The sequence below is a fragment of the Ferrimonas lipolytica genome, assembly GCF_012295575.1.
GTDB lineage: Bacteria > Pseudomonadota > Gammaproteobacteria > Enterobacterales > Shewanellaceae > Ferrimonas > Ferrimonas lipolytica.
The window spans coordinates 3,155,421-3,169,803 of sequence record NZ_CP051180.1; the positions used below are offsets into that span (position 1 = coordinate 3,155,421).

Here is a 14,383-nt window from a genome sequence, read left to right on the forward strand (position 1 = left end):
TGCCGTGCATAACGATCAAAAAGACCCACCTATGAATCTTACCGAATTAAAACAGAAACCGGTTTCCGAGCTGGTAGCTCTGGCCGAAGCCATGGGATTGGAAAATCTTGCCCGCGTCCGTAAGCAAGACATTCTGTTTGCCATCCTAAAAGCACACGCTAAGAGCGGCGAAGATATCTTCGGCGACGGCGTATTGGAAATTTTGCAGGATGGGTTTGGTTTCCTGCGCAGTGCAGACTCTTCATACTTGGCTGGCCCAGACGATATCTACGTCTCTCCAAGTCAAATCCGTCGATTCAACCTGCGTACCGGTGATTCAATTGCTGGCAAAATTCGTCCGCCAAAAGACGGCGAGCGTTACTTTGCGTTGTTGAAAGTTAATCAAGTTAACTACGATCGCCCAGAGAACTCACGTAACAAGATCTTATTCGAGAACTTAACCCCACTGCATGCGAACGACCGTCTGCGGATGGAACGTGGTAACGGCTCAACCGAAGACATCACCGCTCGCGTACTAGATTTGGCTAGCCCAATCGGTAAAGGCCAACGTGGTTTGATCGTAGCCCCGCCAAAAGCGGGTAAAACCTTACTGTTGCAGAACATCGCCCAATCCATCGCTCACAACCACCCAGATTGTGAACTGATGGTACTGCTGATCGATGAACGCCCAGAAGAAGTAACCGAAATGCAGCGCTTGGTTAAAGGTGAAGTGGTTGCTTCTACCTTTGATGAGCCTGCATCTCGCCACGTTCAAGTAGCCGAGATGGTTATCGAAAAGGCCAAGCGCCTGGTTGAGCACAAGAAAGACGTGGTAATCCTATTGGATTCTATTACTCGTCTGGCCCGTGCTTACAACACCGTGGTGCCAAGCTCAGGCAAGGTACTGACTGGTGGTGTTGATGCCAACGCCCTGCACCGTCCAAAGCGCTTCTTTGGTGCCGCCCGTAACGTCGAAGAGGGTGGCTCACTAACCATCATCGCGACCGCATTGGTTGATACTGGTTCGAAGATGGACGAAGTGATCTACGAAGAGTTTAAGGGCACCGGTAACATGGAACTGCACTTAAGCCGCAAGATCGCTGAGCGTCGCGTCTTCCCTGCGATTGATTTCAACCGCTCTGGTACCCGTCGTGAAGAGTTGCTGGCTAACGCTGATGAACTGCAAAAGATGTGGATCCTGCGTAAGATTTTGAACCCAATGCAAGAAGTTGAAGCGATGGAGTTCTTAATCGACAAGTTGGCAATGACCAAAACCAACAACGAATTCTTCGATGCAATGAAGCGCGCAAAATCAAAATAAGCGCCGCTGCAATAACGCGCAGCCATTGATAAAAACCGAAAGGACCTGAATATTCAGGTCCTTTTTTGTTGGCTAACCAGCGGTTCCGCGTTTCAACTTGGTAGCCAACCACATGTAACCGTCACGACCGATGTTATTAAAGGATCCCAGCTACCCGCACGTAATCGTTGTTAATCTTCAATGATTATCAAAAACAATTGGAGAATAATTCAATTTTTAAGCCGTTTAAGTATTAGGCGATAACACCTACTATTGTTTCATCAAAACGACACACACAGAGAGAATTGAATAATGTCTAAACTAACCATTGTGGCCAACATCATTGCCAAAGCCGATACCATTGATCTAGTAAAAGCTGAGCTGCTAAAACTGATTGAAGTGACTCGTGCTGAAGAGGGTTGCATCAACTATGATCTGCACCAAGATAATGAAAACCCTGCGCACTTTATGTTTTACGAAAACTGGACCTCCCGCGAGCTGTGGCAAGCACATATGGGCAATGAACACTTAGCACAATACATGGTGGCAACTGAAGGATGCGTAGAGCAGTTCACCCTTAATGAGATGACCCAAATCGCCTAACGCCTCCCACAACATTGAGGCAGCCCCAGCCTCTGTCTGCTTGTGCTAACGCCGGTTCCTGTTACTGCGATACCATCAACATGACCCAGTTTTGCTGTTCGCATTGGGTTCAATTAGCTAAACTTAACCCAGTCATTGGTGGAGGTTGTCTTATGAAGCGGCTTAGCATTTTCCTATTGATGGTTGCAGTGCCCACTGCAATTCAAGCCTCGACAGCACTACAGTCTGTTGGCCTTTCGGTTGGCTGGGATAACTACCGTAGCCACCACAATAGCTGGCATGACGATTGGCGTTACCGCAATCGATTCCCCTACTACGGCTATCGCCGCGCTTGGTTGGGCCGTCACGATTACTGGCGTCATAACGACTATCGCTATAACACTCACGACCGCTATCTTCGCCCTACTCCACAAGCTCATAGCACAGTCGTGCAAGTGGCGCCGGTCAGCTCAATCACGGTGCGTTCTGAACAAGTTAAGCCAGCTTCCCTAGCGAGCCTACCGGCTAATGCTCGCCTTGAGAAAACCGCCAATGGAATTGTCTATCATTGGCAGCAACAGTGTTACCAGCTGGATCAGGACAGCTTTCGTTATCAGCAACGTCCTTGCCCGCAGTAACACCAAGGTGAGCCATCGGCAAGCTGTCTCAATGAGCGTTTTTGTACTCAAACTGCTTGATAATATCACCGCTCATAGCAAGTCGCATCAATACGAGCGCGTCACCCCAAACGACAATTGCCCAACCACTTTGTCGTCATCTGGAGCGATTAAATCCGCTCCAGATTGCCGGTAAAAATTTTGATTTCATCTAAACCGCTCAGCAGCGCCGTGGTTGCCGTAGTGAGGCTATAGCCGTCAGACGCAACACTAACGCGAGCTATACCTTAAGCGCAGACAAAAAAGTCAGCTTACTTGCCGCTGCCAGCAGCGGTAGCAGTAGAACTAACCTCAAATCCAAATTGTCTAAATTTCCCTCTTAGCCGACTGGCGCTGACGCTTCATAGCAGCTGCCGGTCGCGGTCGGATACAATCACAGTAAATTGTAATTCGCCTAGGTATAGGAGATCGCTGGCGACGCTGGCTATAATGGCTACCCACGCATTGAATGCGACCAAGGTAGAGAATAATAACAATGAAGTTTAGGGACTTACGTTCATTCGTCGATCACCTTGAGGCCAAAGGTGAATTAAAGCGGATCAGCACCGAAGTTGATCCTCACCTTGAAATGACCGAGATTTGTGATCGAATTCTTCGCGCCGGCGGTCCAGCAATCCTGTTTGAAAATCCCAAAGGCAGCACCATGCCGGTGTTGGCCAATCTATTCGGCACGCCGAAACGAGTGGCGATGGCGTTAGGTCATGAAGACCCTAAAGCGCTTCGACAAGTCGGCGAACTGCTGGCATTCCTTAAAGAGCCTGAGCCACCATCTGGCTTTAAAGATGCTATTGCCAAGGTGCCGATGTTTAAGCAGGCGCTCAACATGCCACCGAAAGAGGTTAAGCGTCCGCAGTGCCAACAAATTGTCTTTGAGGGCGATGATGTCGATCTCACCGCCCTACCAGTGCAACACTGCTGGCCTGGCGATGTGGCGCCACTGGTTACCTGGGGCTTAACCATCACTCAGGGACCAAACAAAAAACGACAAAACCTCGGTATCTACCGCCAGCAGCTACTCAACAAAAACCAGCTGATCATGCGTTGGTTGGCCCACCGTGGCGGCGCCTTAGATTATCAAGAATTTCAAAAACTTAACCCGGGTGAACGCTACCCAGTGGTTGTTGCTCTAGGGGCGGATCCAGTCACCATTCTTGGTGCAGTAACTCCAGTGCCCGACTCCATGAGTGAGTACGCCTTTGCCGGGTTGTTACGTGGCGAGCGTACCGAAGTAGCTAAGGCACTAAGTTGCGACCTGCAGGTGCCAGCGACCTCAGAAATCATCCTTGAAGGTTACCTAGAGCCAGGCCTAGAAGCGCCGGAAGGGCCATACGGTGACCACACTGGTTACTACAACGAAGTGGAAACCTTCCCAGTATTTACCGTGACCCACATGACCATGCGTAAGGATGCTATTTACCACAGCACCTATACCGGTCGTCCGCCAGATGAACCTGCAATGCTGGGAGTGGCATTAAACGAAGTGTTTGTGCCGATCCTGAAAAAACAGTACCCAGAGATCGAAGATTTCTATTTACCACCTGAGGGTTGCTCCTACCGGATGGCGGTAATAACCATTAAAAAACAGTATCCTGGGCACGCAAAGCGGGTAATGATGGGAGCCTGGAGTTTCCTCCGTCAGTTTATGTATACCAAGTTTATTATCGTCTGCGATGATGATATAAACGCTCGCGACTGGAACGATGTAATTTGGGCGATGACCACTCGAATGGACCCCGCTCGCGATACCTTGATGGTTGAGAATACTCCAATCGACTACCTCGACTTTGCCTCACCAGTGCCAAGTTTGGGTTCTAAGATCGGGATGGATGCCACCAACAAGTGGCCCGGAGAAACGACACGAGAATGGGGTGAACCCATTGTCATGGATGACGAAGTTAAAGCCAAAGTTGATGCCCGTTGGGCAGAATACGGCTTTGAGTCAGAATAATAATAAAACGAAGAATGGATGCTATGAGTCGTACTTTGTGCCAAGTGGAAAGCATAACTCCGCTAACTGAAACCGTATTTAAAGTGGTATTAACGCCAGAGCACAGCTTTGATTTTGTGGCTGGCCAGTATCTAACGATTGTACTGAGCGAAGAGGATAAACGCCCCTTCTCTATCGCCTCAAAGCCAGGGGAGCGTCAGCTCGAACTGCACATCGGTGCCTTCGTCGCTGAAAGTTACGCAATGCAGGTGATGGAGCACCTCCGCACCCATAGCGCTATCGAAATCGAGGCTCCTTTAGGTAATGCCAGTTTGCGCCCTGATAACAAACGCTCACGGATTATGGTTGCTGGGGGCACCGGCTTTTCCTATATCCATTCCATGCTGCAACAACTGCTTGCCGAGAGCGATAAGCGCACTACGTTCCTGTACTGGGGTTGCCGTGATCTCAACGGCATGTACCTTAAATCGGTAGCAGATAAATTTTCACAACTGCACCCACACCTAAGCTTTATTCCGGTGTTTGATGAGATGGTTGAAGGCTACCGTCAAGGCTCGGTAATTGAAGCGGTATGCGATGATTTTAGTGACCTCAGTGGCTACGACATCTATGTTGCCGGTCGCTTTGAAATGGCTGCCGTCGCGCGGGATAAGTTTACCGCTAATGGCGCGCTTACCGAGCACCTCATTGGTGATGCTTTTGCCTTTCTAAAGTAATCCACTCGCTCGCGATCACAAAGCGGTGCATCATGCTCCGCTTTGTTGGTTTAACGTCCACTAGATCACAGCAATTATTTGAGTTGGCAGCGATAATCCGCCGAATTTTTTTCAGCGAGCTCACCGCCATGCTTCAACAACTCCGCCAGCAACAGACCATTCCATTCAGTCAACAGCATCAATTATCACTGCTTAACCGCACCGATATGGCCGCCATATGCACCATGCTCAATGATGAACGGGTAAACCAATACCTGTACTTTGCCCCAGCACCAGAGTCGACCTATCACAGCTACTTTGGGCCACAGTTTGATGCAATGGAACAGAATCTTGCCGCCGGAGAACTACCACAACCGCTAATGGTAGCGATCCGTACCGAGCAGGGAGAATTTGCCGGAATGGCAGCGTTGATGGCCACTGAGGGTAAGCCCGGTACCTATGATGTGGGATATCAACTACCCGCAAACAGCTGGGGTCATGGCTTAGCAACCGCAGCTTGTCGCTTGTTAGTGGATTTTGCTTTCAAGCACTATCAGGCTGAGCGCGTTCAAGCAGATGCCTACGATAGCAACAATGGCAGTAAGCGGGTGCTGGAGAAAAGTGGCTTAGGCCGCACCCATAAGATCTACGGCCATTTTGAAGGGGGTATCGATCAAAGCTGGTTTGCTATCGATAAAGCGCAGTGGTTGCGCTCAAGACAAATAGCAGGCTAGACGATCAGCGCATAGTCCAACACTACCCCAAGGAACAAGGCGGCACCGGCCCAATTGTTGTTGAGAAACGCTTGGAAACAAGCTTCGCGATCGCGGCCAATAATGAGGCACTGTTGATAGCCAAACAGCAGTGCAACAATCGCGATGGCGGCATAGAAGATCCACCCAAGGCCCATCACAATACCGATCGCAGCCAACAACCCCAAGGTAACAAGTTGCAGTAAGCCAATGATGTGACGATCCCAGCGGCCAAACCAAATGGCACTAGAACGGATCCCAACCTTTAGATCGTCCTCACGATCGACCATGCCGTACATGGTGTCGTATGCCACAGTCCAGCACCAATTAGCCAGAAACAGTAGCCACGCAAGTGGTGCGACCTCTCCAGTTTGCGCAGCAAACGCCATCGGAATCGACCAGCTCCAAACTATCCCTAAGAACATCTGCGGCGCGGGCAAGAAACGTTTAGTAAAGGGATATATCACCGTTAAAACAATGCCAGCATAGGCCATCTGCACAGTTAACGGGTTGAGTAACGATACCAAGGCAAAGCACACCGCCCCCAAGATCCCAAACAGCAATAGCGCTTCCCAGCTTTGGATTTCACCATTAGCCAGTGGCCGCATCTGGGTACGGGCGACGTGCTTATCTAGGTTTCGATCTGCGTAATCGTTGATGATGCAGCCTTCGGCGCGCATCAACCACACCCCGACAAAAAACACCCCCAAGACGAATGGGTCAGGTACACCATCAGCGGCGAACCACAACGCCGCCATGGTTGGCCACAACAGCAATAAAGTGCCGATGGGGCGATCTAATCGGGCTAATCGGCGGTAGGCATCCGCTTTACCTTGCATCACAGCGAGCATCTTCCTTGCCCTACAACATCACATAAATTAAGGCCATTATGCGCCGCGCCTCGCTGCTGAGCAATGCCTAGCATTGTGCTCCATCGCCGGATCGCAGCATTCTACGTAGCTAAGCATGCTGATGGCTAAACGCCATCAGCATGCTAGCGTCACAGATAAATGAAAATATTTATCCTTATCAACAAGATGGTCAGTTTTAAGGGGGCAAGCGATTACCTTTAAGCAAAAGGTTATCGAAGATAAGTAAATAAGATGCAGTAACCGTAAGCAGTGAAGCTTTGCTTCAAGCCTGAGGTTTAGCTATTCGCAACCAGTAGCAATAGGTAGAGATGAGCTGGCAACATAGCCAAACAAAAAAGCCCCACCAGCAGGTGAGGCTTAATGAATTGTTAACAAGCGAGGCTAGGTTTTATATTCGATACTGCCATCGGCTTTAATATCGTCATACCACACGTTGTGGTGCTGCTTCGCCCAGTTCTCATCGCAATAACCGCTGACCATATTGACCATGCCGCCTTCAGATAACACTGTTGCCATAAAGATATGAACCACAGTGAAACCAGTAATGATCACCGCTGACATGCCATGGATAAGCAATGCCTGCAGCGCACCGGTTCTTGAGGTGGCCAACATCTCAGGGAAGAGCAAGAATGCGCCAGAAGCGATTATTGCCAAGCCAAAGATAGTGAAACACCAGAACCACAGTTTTTCACCGGCATTGGAGAAGCCCGCATCGGGGTGCTTGCCCTTAAATGGCCCAAAGTTGATATAACCACCCACAACCAAGAACCACTTTAGATCATAGCTAGCCAGCCAATTGTGCTTGAGCCACCTAAACATTACGATGATTGCCGAGATCGCAAACGGAATGGCCATGTAGTCATGCACCGGCTTAGCAAAGGCTGCCAGTGCTGCCACCCCTTCCGGGCCCAGCAAATCTCCGAACACAAAGCGCCCAGCCATCAATGCTAATCCAGTGAAGATAAGCAATAGGCATGGGATTGCCATTATCCAATGCAACACCACATCGAGCTTGCTCCAGCGCAATACCTCTTTGCCAGAATAACCATGCTCGAGTTTGGCTGCGCCGTTAATCATCACAAACAATGCGAAGATCACAATCATGCCAAACAGCGCCAATGCCAAAGTCATACTCAACCATGTGGCGCGGTGCTCAAACAGCGATAGATCATATTGGTTGATCAAGTTGTTATGAAACACATCTTGCGAAGATGTGCGGCCAACCTCACCATCACGAGCCTGTACCCATAAGGGCATTAACTCGAGATCGGCTGAGTCTTGGGTCTGCACCTTGCCTTCAACCTCGGCGGCTTGCGCCGCCATAATGAATGGAACTAAGGTTTCCGCTTCCTGCTGTTGAGTCGGGGCCGATGCGGCAAGCACCGCTCCTTGCCAACAGCAAAGAAGTAGTACAACCAGTCGAGTCCAAACCTTCATGCTGCCTCCTATCCGGCCCAGCCAGCGTTAGTCGCACCACGAACACCAACACGAGCACGGAACACCTTAGAGATCACCTCTGCATCACCGGCTAGCAGCGACTTAGTCGCGCAAACCTCAGCACAGAATGGCAGTTTGCCTTCGGCAATACGGTTAGCACCATACAGCTGCATCTCTTTATCAGAGCCAACCTCTGCATCTGGACCACCAGCACAATAGGTGCACTTATCCATCTTGCCTCGTGCACCGAATGCGGTCTGCTTAGGGAACTGAGGAGCGCCGAACGGGCAAGCGTAGAGACAGTAACCACAACCAATACACTTGTCCTTACTGTGACGAATGATGCCGTCAGCAGTACGCTCAAAACAATCGGCCGGACAAACTGCCATGCATGGTGCATCTGAGCAATGCATACAGGCGACTGAGATAGAAGCCTCTTTGCCCTCAACCCCATCGTTCAAGGTCACCACGCGACGACGCTGAATGCCCCACTCAAGCGAAGCATCGTGCTTACTTTTACAAGCGACCACACAGCCGTTGCATTCGATGCAGCGCTTGGTGTCGCATAAGAACTTCATTGTTGCCATATCAAACGCTCCTTAGGCCTTGCGCACTTCACAGATAGAGGACTTGGTTTCCTGCATCTGAGTAACGATATCGTAACCGTAAGTCATTGCGGTATTGGCCGACTCGCCAGAGATGTAAGGCACGGTACCTTCTGGGTAATTGGCATCTAGCGACTTACCCTCAAATACACCGGCAAAGTGGTACGGCATGAAACATTCGCCTGGCTTAACCCGCTCGGTCACCAATGCGTGGATATGCAATATCGCTCCCTCTGGAGAGTGCAGGGTCACCGCATCACCATCAAGAATACTGCGAGCACTGGCATCAACAGGGTTGATCTCGACAAACATGGTTTGTTGCAGCTCCGCCAACCATGGGTTCGAACGGGTCTCCTCACCACCGCCTTCGTATTCCACCAAACGACCAGTCGTCACCACCAATGGGTGAGTTTTGTCTAAGTTCTCGGCAATCACCTTGTCCTGAATCGATTTATACAGGGTTGGCAGTCGAGCAACCTGACGGTCTTCGTAACTCGGGTACTTGGCAACAAGATCACGACGTGGGGTGTAGAGTGGTTCACGGTGGATCGGCACCTGATCAGGGAAGGTCCAGACACGACAACGGGCACGGGCATTACCGTAAGGGATACAACCGTGTTTCATGGCAATACGTTGAATACCGCCGGAGATATCGGTTTTCCAGTTGCGTCCCTCCGCCAGTTTTTTCTCATCGGCGGTGAGCTCGTCCCACCAACCTAACTGCTTAAGCATGTCGGCAGAGAACTCAGGGTGACCATCGCCAAGCTCGTTCCCCTTGGAGCCGGGATCTGCAGCAAGTAGGTTCTCTCCTTCAAACTCCACACCAAATCGAGCACGGAAGTTGCCGCCGCCCTCAAGTACGTGCTTGGAGGTATCGTAGAGAATATGAGTGCCTGGGTGTTTCTGCTCTGGAGTCCCCCAACAAGGCCATGGCAAACCATAAACCTCGCCTTTGAGATCGCCGCCCTTGGAGAGCAGATCCTCAAAGTCAAACTGGTGCCAGTTCTTCTGGTGGGCCTTCAAACGCTCCGGTGACTGACCGGTGTAACCAACGGTCCACATACCTTTGTTGAATTCACGGGTAATGTCTTCCACCAGCGGTTCAGTACCGTTGATCTTGATGTTCTTAAACATCTGATCAGCAATGCCTAGTTTCTTAGCAAGCAGATACATGATCTCGTGATCAGGCTTAGATTCGAACACCGGCTCAACGACGCGGTCACGCCATTGCAGCGACCGGTTCGAAGCAGATACAGAACCATAGGTTTCAAACTGCGAACAAGCCGGCAATAGGTAAACCCCATCTTTGCGGTTGTGCATCACCCCTGCCATGGTTGGGTAAGGATCGATAACCACAATGGTATCCATCTTATCGAGGGCATCACGCACCTCGCGACCACGGGTTTCGGTGTTAACCGATTGCCCAGCAAAGAACGCTAAACGGATGTTATCGCGCTGACCGATCTTATCTTTGTCTTCGCGAACACCATCGTGCCAACGAGAACATGGGATCCCAGCGCTGGTCATTGGTTGCTTACCAAGGTAAGTACCCTGATCAAACTGGCCTTTAACCCAGTCGTAATCCAAGTCCCAAACTCGTGACCAATGTTGCCACGCACCTTCAGATAAGCCGTAGTAACCTGGTAGGTTATCGAACAGCAAACCAAAGTCGGTAGCGCCCTGTACGTTATCGTGACCACGGAAGATATTTGCACCACCACCGGACTTACCCATGTTGCCTAGGGCAAGCTGTAAGATACAGTAAGCACGGGTGTTGGCATTACCCACGGTATGCTGGGTTCCCCCCATACACCAAACAATGGTGCCTGGGCGATTGTCAGCCAACATCTTCGCGGTGCGGTACATCTGCTCTGGAGAGACACTAGTGATGTTTTCAACTTCCGCTGGTGGGTAATCTTTCACTGCCTCACGCACGTCGTCCATGCCCCAGGCACGGCGCGAAATAAAGTCTTCATCTTCCCAACCGTTTTCGAAGATGTGCCACAACAGACCGTAGATAAATGGAATGTCGGTGCCCGGACGAATATGCACATACTCATCAGAATGCGCCGCAGTCCGAGTCATGCGTGGATCAACCACAATCATCTTAGCGCCACGCTCCTTGGCAATAAGGATGTGTTGCATCGCTACTGGGTGCGCTTCCGCAGGGTTAGAGCCAACGAAGATCATGCATTTGGAATTGTGCATGTCGTTGTAGGAGTTAGTCATCGCACCATAGCCCCAGGTATTAGCTACCCCGGCAACGGTAGTGGAGTGACAGATCCGCGCTGAGTGGTCGACGTTGTTGGTGCCCCACATCGCTGCCAATTTACGGTACAGATAACATTGCTCATTGCTGAACTTGGCGGAGCCCATAAAGTAGATTGAGTCAGGGCCAGATTCCTCACGGATCTTGAGCATCTGATCACCGACTTCGTTAATGGCTTGCTCCCAACTCAGTCGCTGCCATTTCCCGCCCGCCAGTTTCATTGGGTACTTAACCCGTTTTTCACTGTGGGTATGGTGGATCAACGACGCACCTTTAGCACAGTGACCACCACGGTTAATCGGATGGTCAAACGCCGGTTCATGGCCAACCCAAACGCCATTACGGGTTTCGGCGTATACGCCACAACCAACAGAGCAGTGGGAACAGATGGTTTTAACGGTTTCGGTCGGGCCACTGCCCGCGGCGGTACTAGCGCTGGCTTTTTTAATCATGCCAGTACCCAACATTGAAGCAGCGGCAACACCACCTGAGGTGATTCCTGCTTGCTTTAAAAACTGACGGCGATTTAGCCCTAGTGGATTCTTAGCTGAGGCGGTTGATGAGGTCGTTCTGCGAGTTAACTTCATTCTAACCCCCCTTCTCACTAAGTGTGTCGTAGTAGGTTAAAACGTGTTGGGTCTCGCGGTATTCGGTTGAATCCGCGGAAGATGGTACGTCGGCTTGCGCCGGTGCAGCTTGAACAGTCTGACCGCTTATCGCGGCAGCGCCGACGCCTAAGCCTATCGCTTTGATGGCTTGACGACGATCCAATTTCGATTGTCGATGGGTCATAACACCTCCTAGGTGCCGCCCATCCTTATCCATAGCGAATAAAGAATGGGACCATTGTTTTAGGTGAGACGACAACCATCTGTCTCACCGCCGAGTAACTATTACGTCAAATAACAACGTACGGTTCTTTCGGCAACGTTGGTCCCAATCCTTGGCTAGGCTTGGGTTACATCAGTCTCCAACGTTAATGCGCCGAATGTTGCTTGCTCTAGTTTGAAGAAACTTTGTCCTAGTGCTGCTACTGCAGTATAGAAGCTTGAACTTGGAGCCTTAGCTAAATCGGCAAAAAACTTATCCACCCATGTATCTAAATGACGGTTATAGAAGCTCATTTGTTCAGATGAACGCCCCTCAAGTAACAAATATGCCATCACTTCGCACAAAGCAGCGAGATGATCCTCTGGCTCCTTAACATCCTCTTCACGGCTAAAGCCAAGCTGCAGCAGATCTTGACGCAACAACGCCAATGGCTGGTCCATTAATGAACCGGTCAGATACCAGCTGGTGTATGGAATCACTTCGCCGTGGCCTAAACCAATAAACAGCTTAAAGTACTCATCTTCCAGCTGATCGGCTGCAACGGTGGATGCACTCAGTTTAAGTGCATGCCAAGCGCGAATGATATCGCCGTCCTGATCCGCGTCGAGATCCAGCTCTGACAGAAACTGCAATAACTCAGGGCTAGGAGTGGCACGCAAAAGCGCCGCAATCAGTTGGTACACGTCAGCGCGCAGCTGTTGTTGTTCGTTGCCGCTCAAGGCTTCGGTAGACTCGGTCATGGTTATACCCGCAGTTGTTGTTCTGGATCGTCGAGAATCGTGCCAAACATGTCTTTTACTCGACAGTCTTCACACATCTTTAAGCGCTGGATAGCGTCGCCAGCAAAGGCACTGTGGCCAGCCAAAGCAGTCGTCATTTTTTCAACCACCGCTTTAGTGGCAAACGCTTTACCACAGGTAATGCATTCGAACGGGTCTTCCTCTTTCAGCACTTGTTGTTGCTGACGAGAATCTCGATCTAAGTTGAATTGCGCCGCTAAGCTCAGAGCTTGCTCTGGGCAGGCTTGCTGACACAAACCACACTGCACACAGTTCTGCTCAGTGAATTTCAGCGCTGGTGTATCGCCACCATCTTGAAGCGCCATAGCAGGGCATAACGCCGCACAGCTCATGCACAGGGTACATTTGTCAGTATCGAGCACCACTTGACCGTACGGGACGTTGGCCACCGCGATGGTATCGGTAGTGCCTAGATGACAACCGTTGAGGTGGTCAAGCGCATTGTAGAAGGTATCGCGCTTTGGCAGTTCAGTACCAAAGGCCGCTACTGGCAATACCTCAAGGGTCGCGCTAACGGCAACGAGCTCATCAATCTTCGCCAATTCAGCAGCGTCGATGATCTGTAAGCGTTGGGCGTCAACGCCGCTGGCTAGCAGCAACTTAGCGACACTGCTGTATTCACTGGTTACTAAGGTCGCCAGAGTTTCTGGAGTTTGCTCATGGGTTAACACCAACACTTGGCGTGCCCCCCAAGCCAACGACGCCAACCACAACTCAGCGCCAGCCACACCAATCTCTTCCAGCTCAACCGGCACCACGCCCGCTGGTAACTGTTGCAGCTGCTGCAGTAACTCAGTGCCGCCCATGCCATCGTGGAACAACACAACCGGCTGTTGCTCACTCAGCTCATTATAACGAGCCAACAAACGCTGCATGTAGTCACGCAGGATTGGCGCCGTTGGTTGGTCATATTGAATTGCCCCAGTAGGGCAAGCACTGGCACAAGAGCCAGCGCCGTGACACAGGAATGGGTCGATGCTGATCTGGTTATTTTCACTTTGAATTGCGTCCGCAGGACACACGCTCAAGCAACGTTGACAACCCGCTATGCCACTGCTGTAGTGAGCACAAACGTCTTGATTCACTTGCACGTAGCGAGGTTTATCAAACTTACCAACCAGCTCCGGTAACTGCGCTAATGCATCAACCAGCTTGGTTTGGTTGTCACCAACATGAAAGTAACCAGCAGGAAGCAACTCTAAGGTGATACTCGCTTCGTTGCCAAGATCTAAGATCAAGTCGAAATGAGGTAGGTTAATCGCCTCTTTCGCCAAGGCGATCGGTTGCTGTTGTTGTGGCTGCACAATGGCCACTTGGAATTGACCAAGAAAACCACGAATTTGCAGGTGCTCAGCATGGAAACACGGTAATGACTCAGTGGCTTCAGCCGCTGCCATTACTTGCTCTAGGTGTGCATCACTCTGGTCGCTAATGGCTTCGCTAATCAGCAGGGTACGACTGGCCATCTGGGGCAACTTGGCCGCAGCGATACGAATGCGATCTTCAGGGCCAACAAGCAACAGATTGCCGGCGGTTTGAAAAGAAACCGTTGCCGGGATCAGATTCGCCAATAGTGTTGTTTGTTGCAGCGCATCAGCACTGATTGGGTCCAACGTGATAGAGTTTTGGCTCACGA

Annotated in this window: 13 protein-coding genes; 6 read left to right on the top strand and 7 right to left on the bottom strand. The window is 50.7% G+C overall.

Annotation, left to right across the window (positions count from 1 at the left end; genetic code table 11):
- Nucleotides 1–31: 31 nt before the first annotated feature.
- The 6 genes from rho to HER31_RS14495 all read left to right on the top strand — a co-directional run bounded on the left by rho (nt 32) and on the right by HER31_RS14495 (nt 5,915).
- Complete coding sequence (rho, locus tag HER31_RS14470; protein ID WP_168661525.1) at nt 32–1,300, top strand: transcription termination factor Rho; 1,269 nt, start codon at nt 32–34, stop codon at nt 1,298–1,300.
- Nucleotides 1,301–1,591: 291 nt separating this feature from the next.
- Complete coding sequence (locus HER31_RS14475) at nt 1,592–1,882, top strand: putative quinol monooxygenase (protein WP_168661527.1); 291 nt, start codon at nt 1,592–1,594, stop codon at nt 1,880–1,882.
- A 152-nt stretch (nt 1,883–2,034) separates the two neighbouring features.
- Nucleotides 2,035–2,499: a hypothetical protein gene (locus HER31_RS14480; RefSeq protein WP_168661529.1), complete on the top strand. Its 465-nt coding sequence runs from the start codon at nt 2,035–2,037 to the stop codon at nt 2,497–2,499.
- Nucleotides 2,500–3,013: 514 nt separating this feature from the next.
- Complete coding sequence (gene ubiD / locus HER31_RS14485; protein WP_168661531.1) at nt 3,014–4,486, top strand: 4-hydroxy-3-polyprenylbenzoate decarboxylase; 1,473 nt, start codon at nt 3,014–3,016, stop codon at nt 4,484–4,486.
- 23 nt (nt 4,487–4,509) lie between these two features.
- On the top strand, nt 4,510–5,202 hold the full coding sequence (gene fre / locus HER31_RS14490) for an NAD(P)H-flavin reductase (protein WP_168661533.1): 693 nt from the start codon (nt 4,510–4,512) through the stop codon (nt 5,200–5,202).
- 128 nt (nt 5,203–5,330) lie between these two features.
- Nucleotides 5,331–5,915: a GNAT family N-acetyltransferase gene (locus HER31_RS14495; protein ID WP_168661535.1), complete on the top strand. Its 585-nt coding sequence runs from the start codon at nt 5,331–5,333 to the stop codon at nt 5,913–5,915.
- On the opposite strand, the gene ubiA is transcribed toward HER31_RS14495, so the two are convergent.
- The 7 genes from ubiA to HER31_RS14530 form a co-directional block, all read right to left on the bottom strand.
- Nucleotides 5,912–6,784: a 4-hydroxybenzoate octaprenyltransferase gene (gene ubiA / locus HER31_RS14500; RefSeq protein ID WP_168661537.1), complete on the bottom strand. Its 873-nt coding sequence runs from the start codon at nt 6,782–6,784 to the stop codon at nt 5,912–5,914. The two genes, HER31_RS14495 and ubiA, sit on opposite strands and share 4 nt — an antisense overlap.
- 402 nt (nt 6,785–7,186) lie before the next feature.
- Entirely contained in the window at nt 7,187–8,242 is a 1,056-nt protein-coding gene (locus HER31_RS14505) for a formate dehydrogenase subunit gamma (protein WP_168661539.1), read from the bottom strand.
- Between the two features lie 8 nt (nt 8,243–8,250).
- On the bottom strand, nt 8,251–8,829 hold the full coding sequence (gene fdh3B, locus HER31_RS14510; RefSeq protein ID WP_168661541.1) for a formate dehydrogenase FDH3 subunit beta: 579 nt from the start codon (nt 8,827–8,829) through the stop codon (nt 8,251–8,253).
- Between the two features lie 12 nt (nt 8,830–8,841).
- A complete protein-coding gene (locus tag HER31_RS14515; protein WP_168661543.1) occupies nt 8,842–11,703 on the bottom strand; it encodes a formate dehydrogenase subunit alpha in 2,862 nt (953 codons plus the stop codon).
- Nucleotide 11,704: 1 nt separating this feature from the next.
- Nucleotides 11,705–11,908, bottom strand: coding sequence for a twin-arginine translocation signal domain-containing protein (locus HER31_RS14520; protein ID WP_168661545.1), 204 nt, complete (start codon nt 11,906–11,908; stop codon nt 11,705–11,707).
- A 155-nt stretch (nt 11,909–12,063) separates the two neighbouring features.
- On the bottom strand, nt 12,064–12,687 hold the full coding sequence (locus HER31_RS14525) for a TorD/DmsD family molecular chaperone (RefSeq protein ID WP_168661547.1): 624 nt from the start codon (nt 12,685–12,687) through the stop codon (nt 12,064–12,066).
- A gap of 2 nt (nt 12,688–12,689) precedes the next feature.
- Nucleotides 12,690–14,381 (bottom strand): 4Fe-4S binding protein, encoded by a 1,692-nt coding sequence (locus HER31_RS14530; RefSeq protein ID WP_168661549.1) that lies wholly within the window; start codon nt 14,379–14,381, stop codon nt 12,690–12,692.
- Nucleotides 14,382–14,383 lie beyond the last annotated feature (2 nt).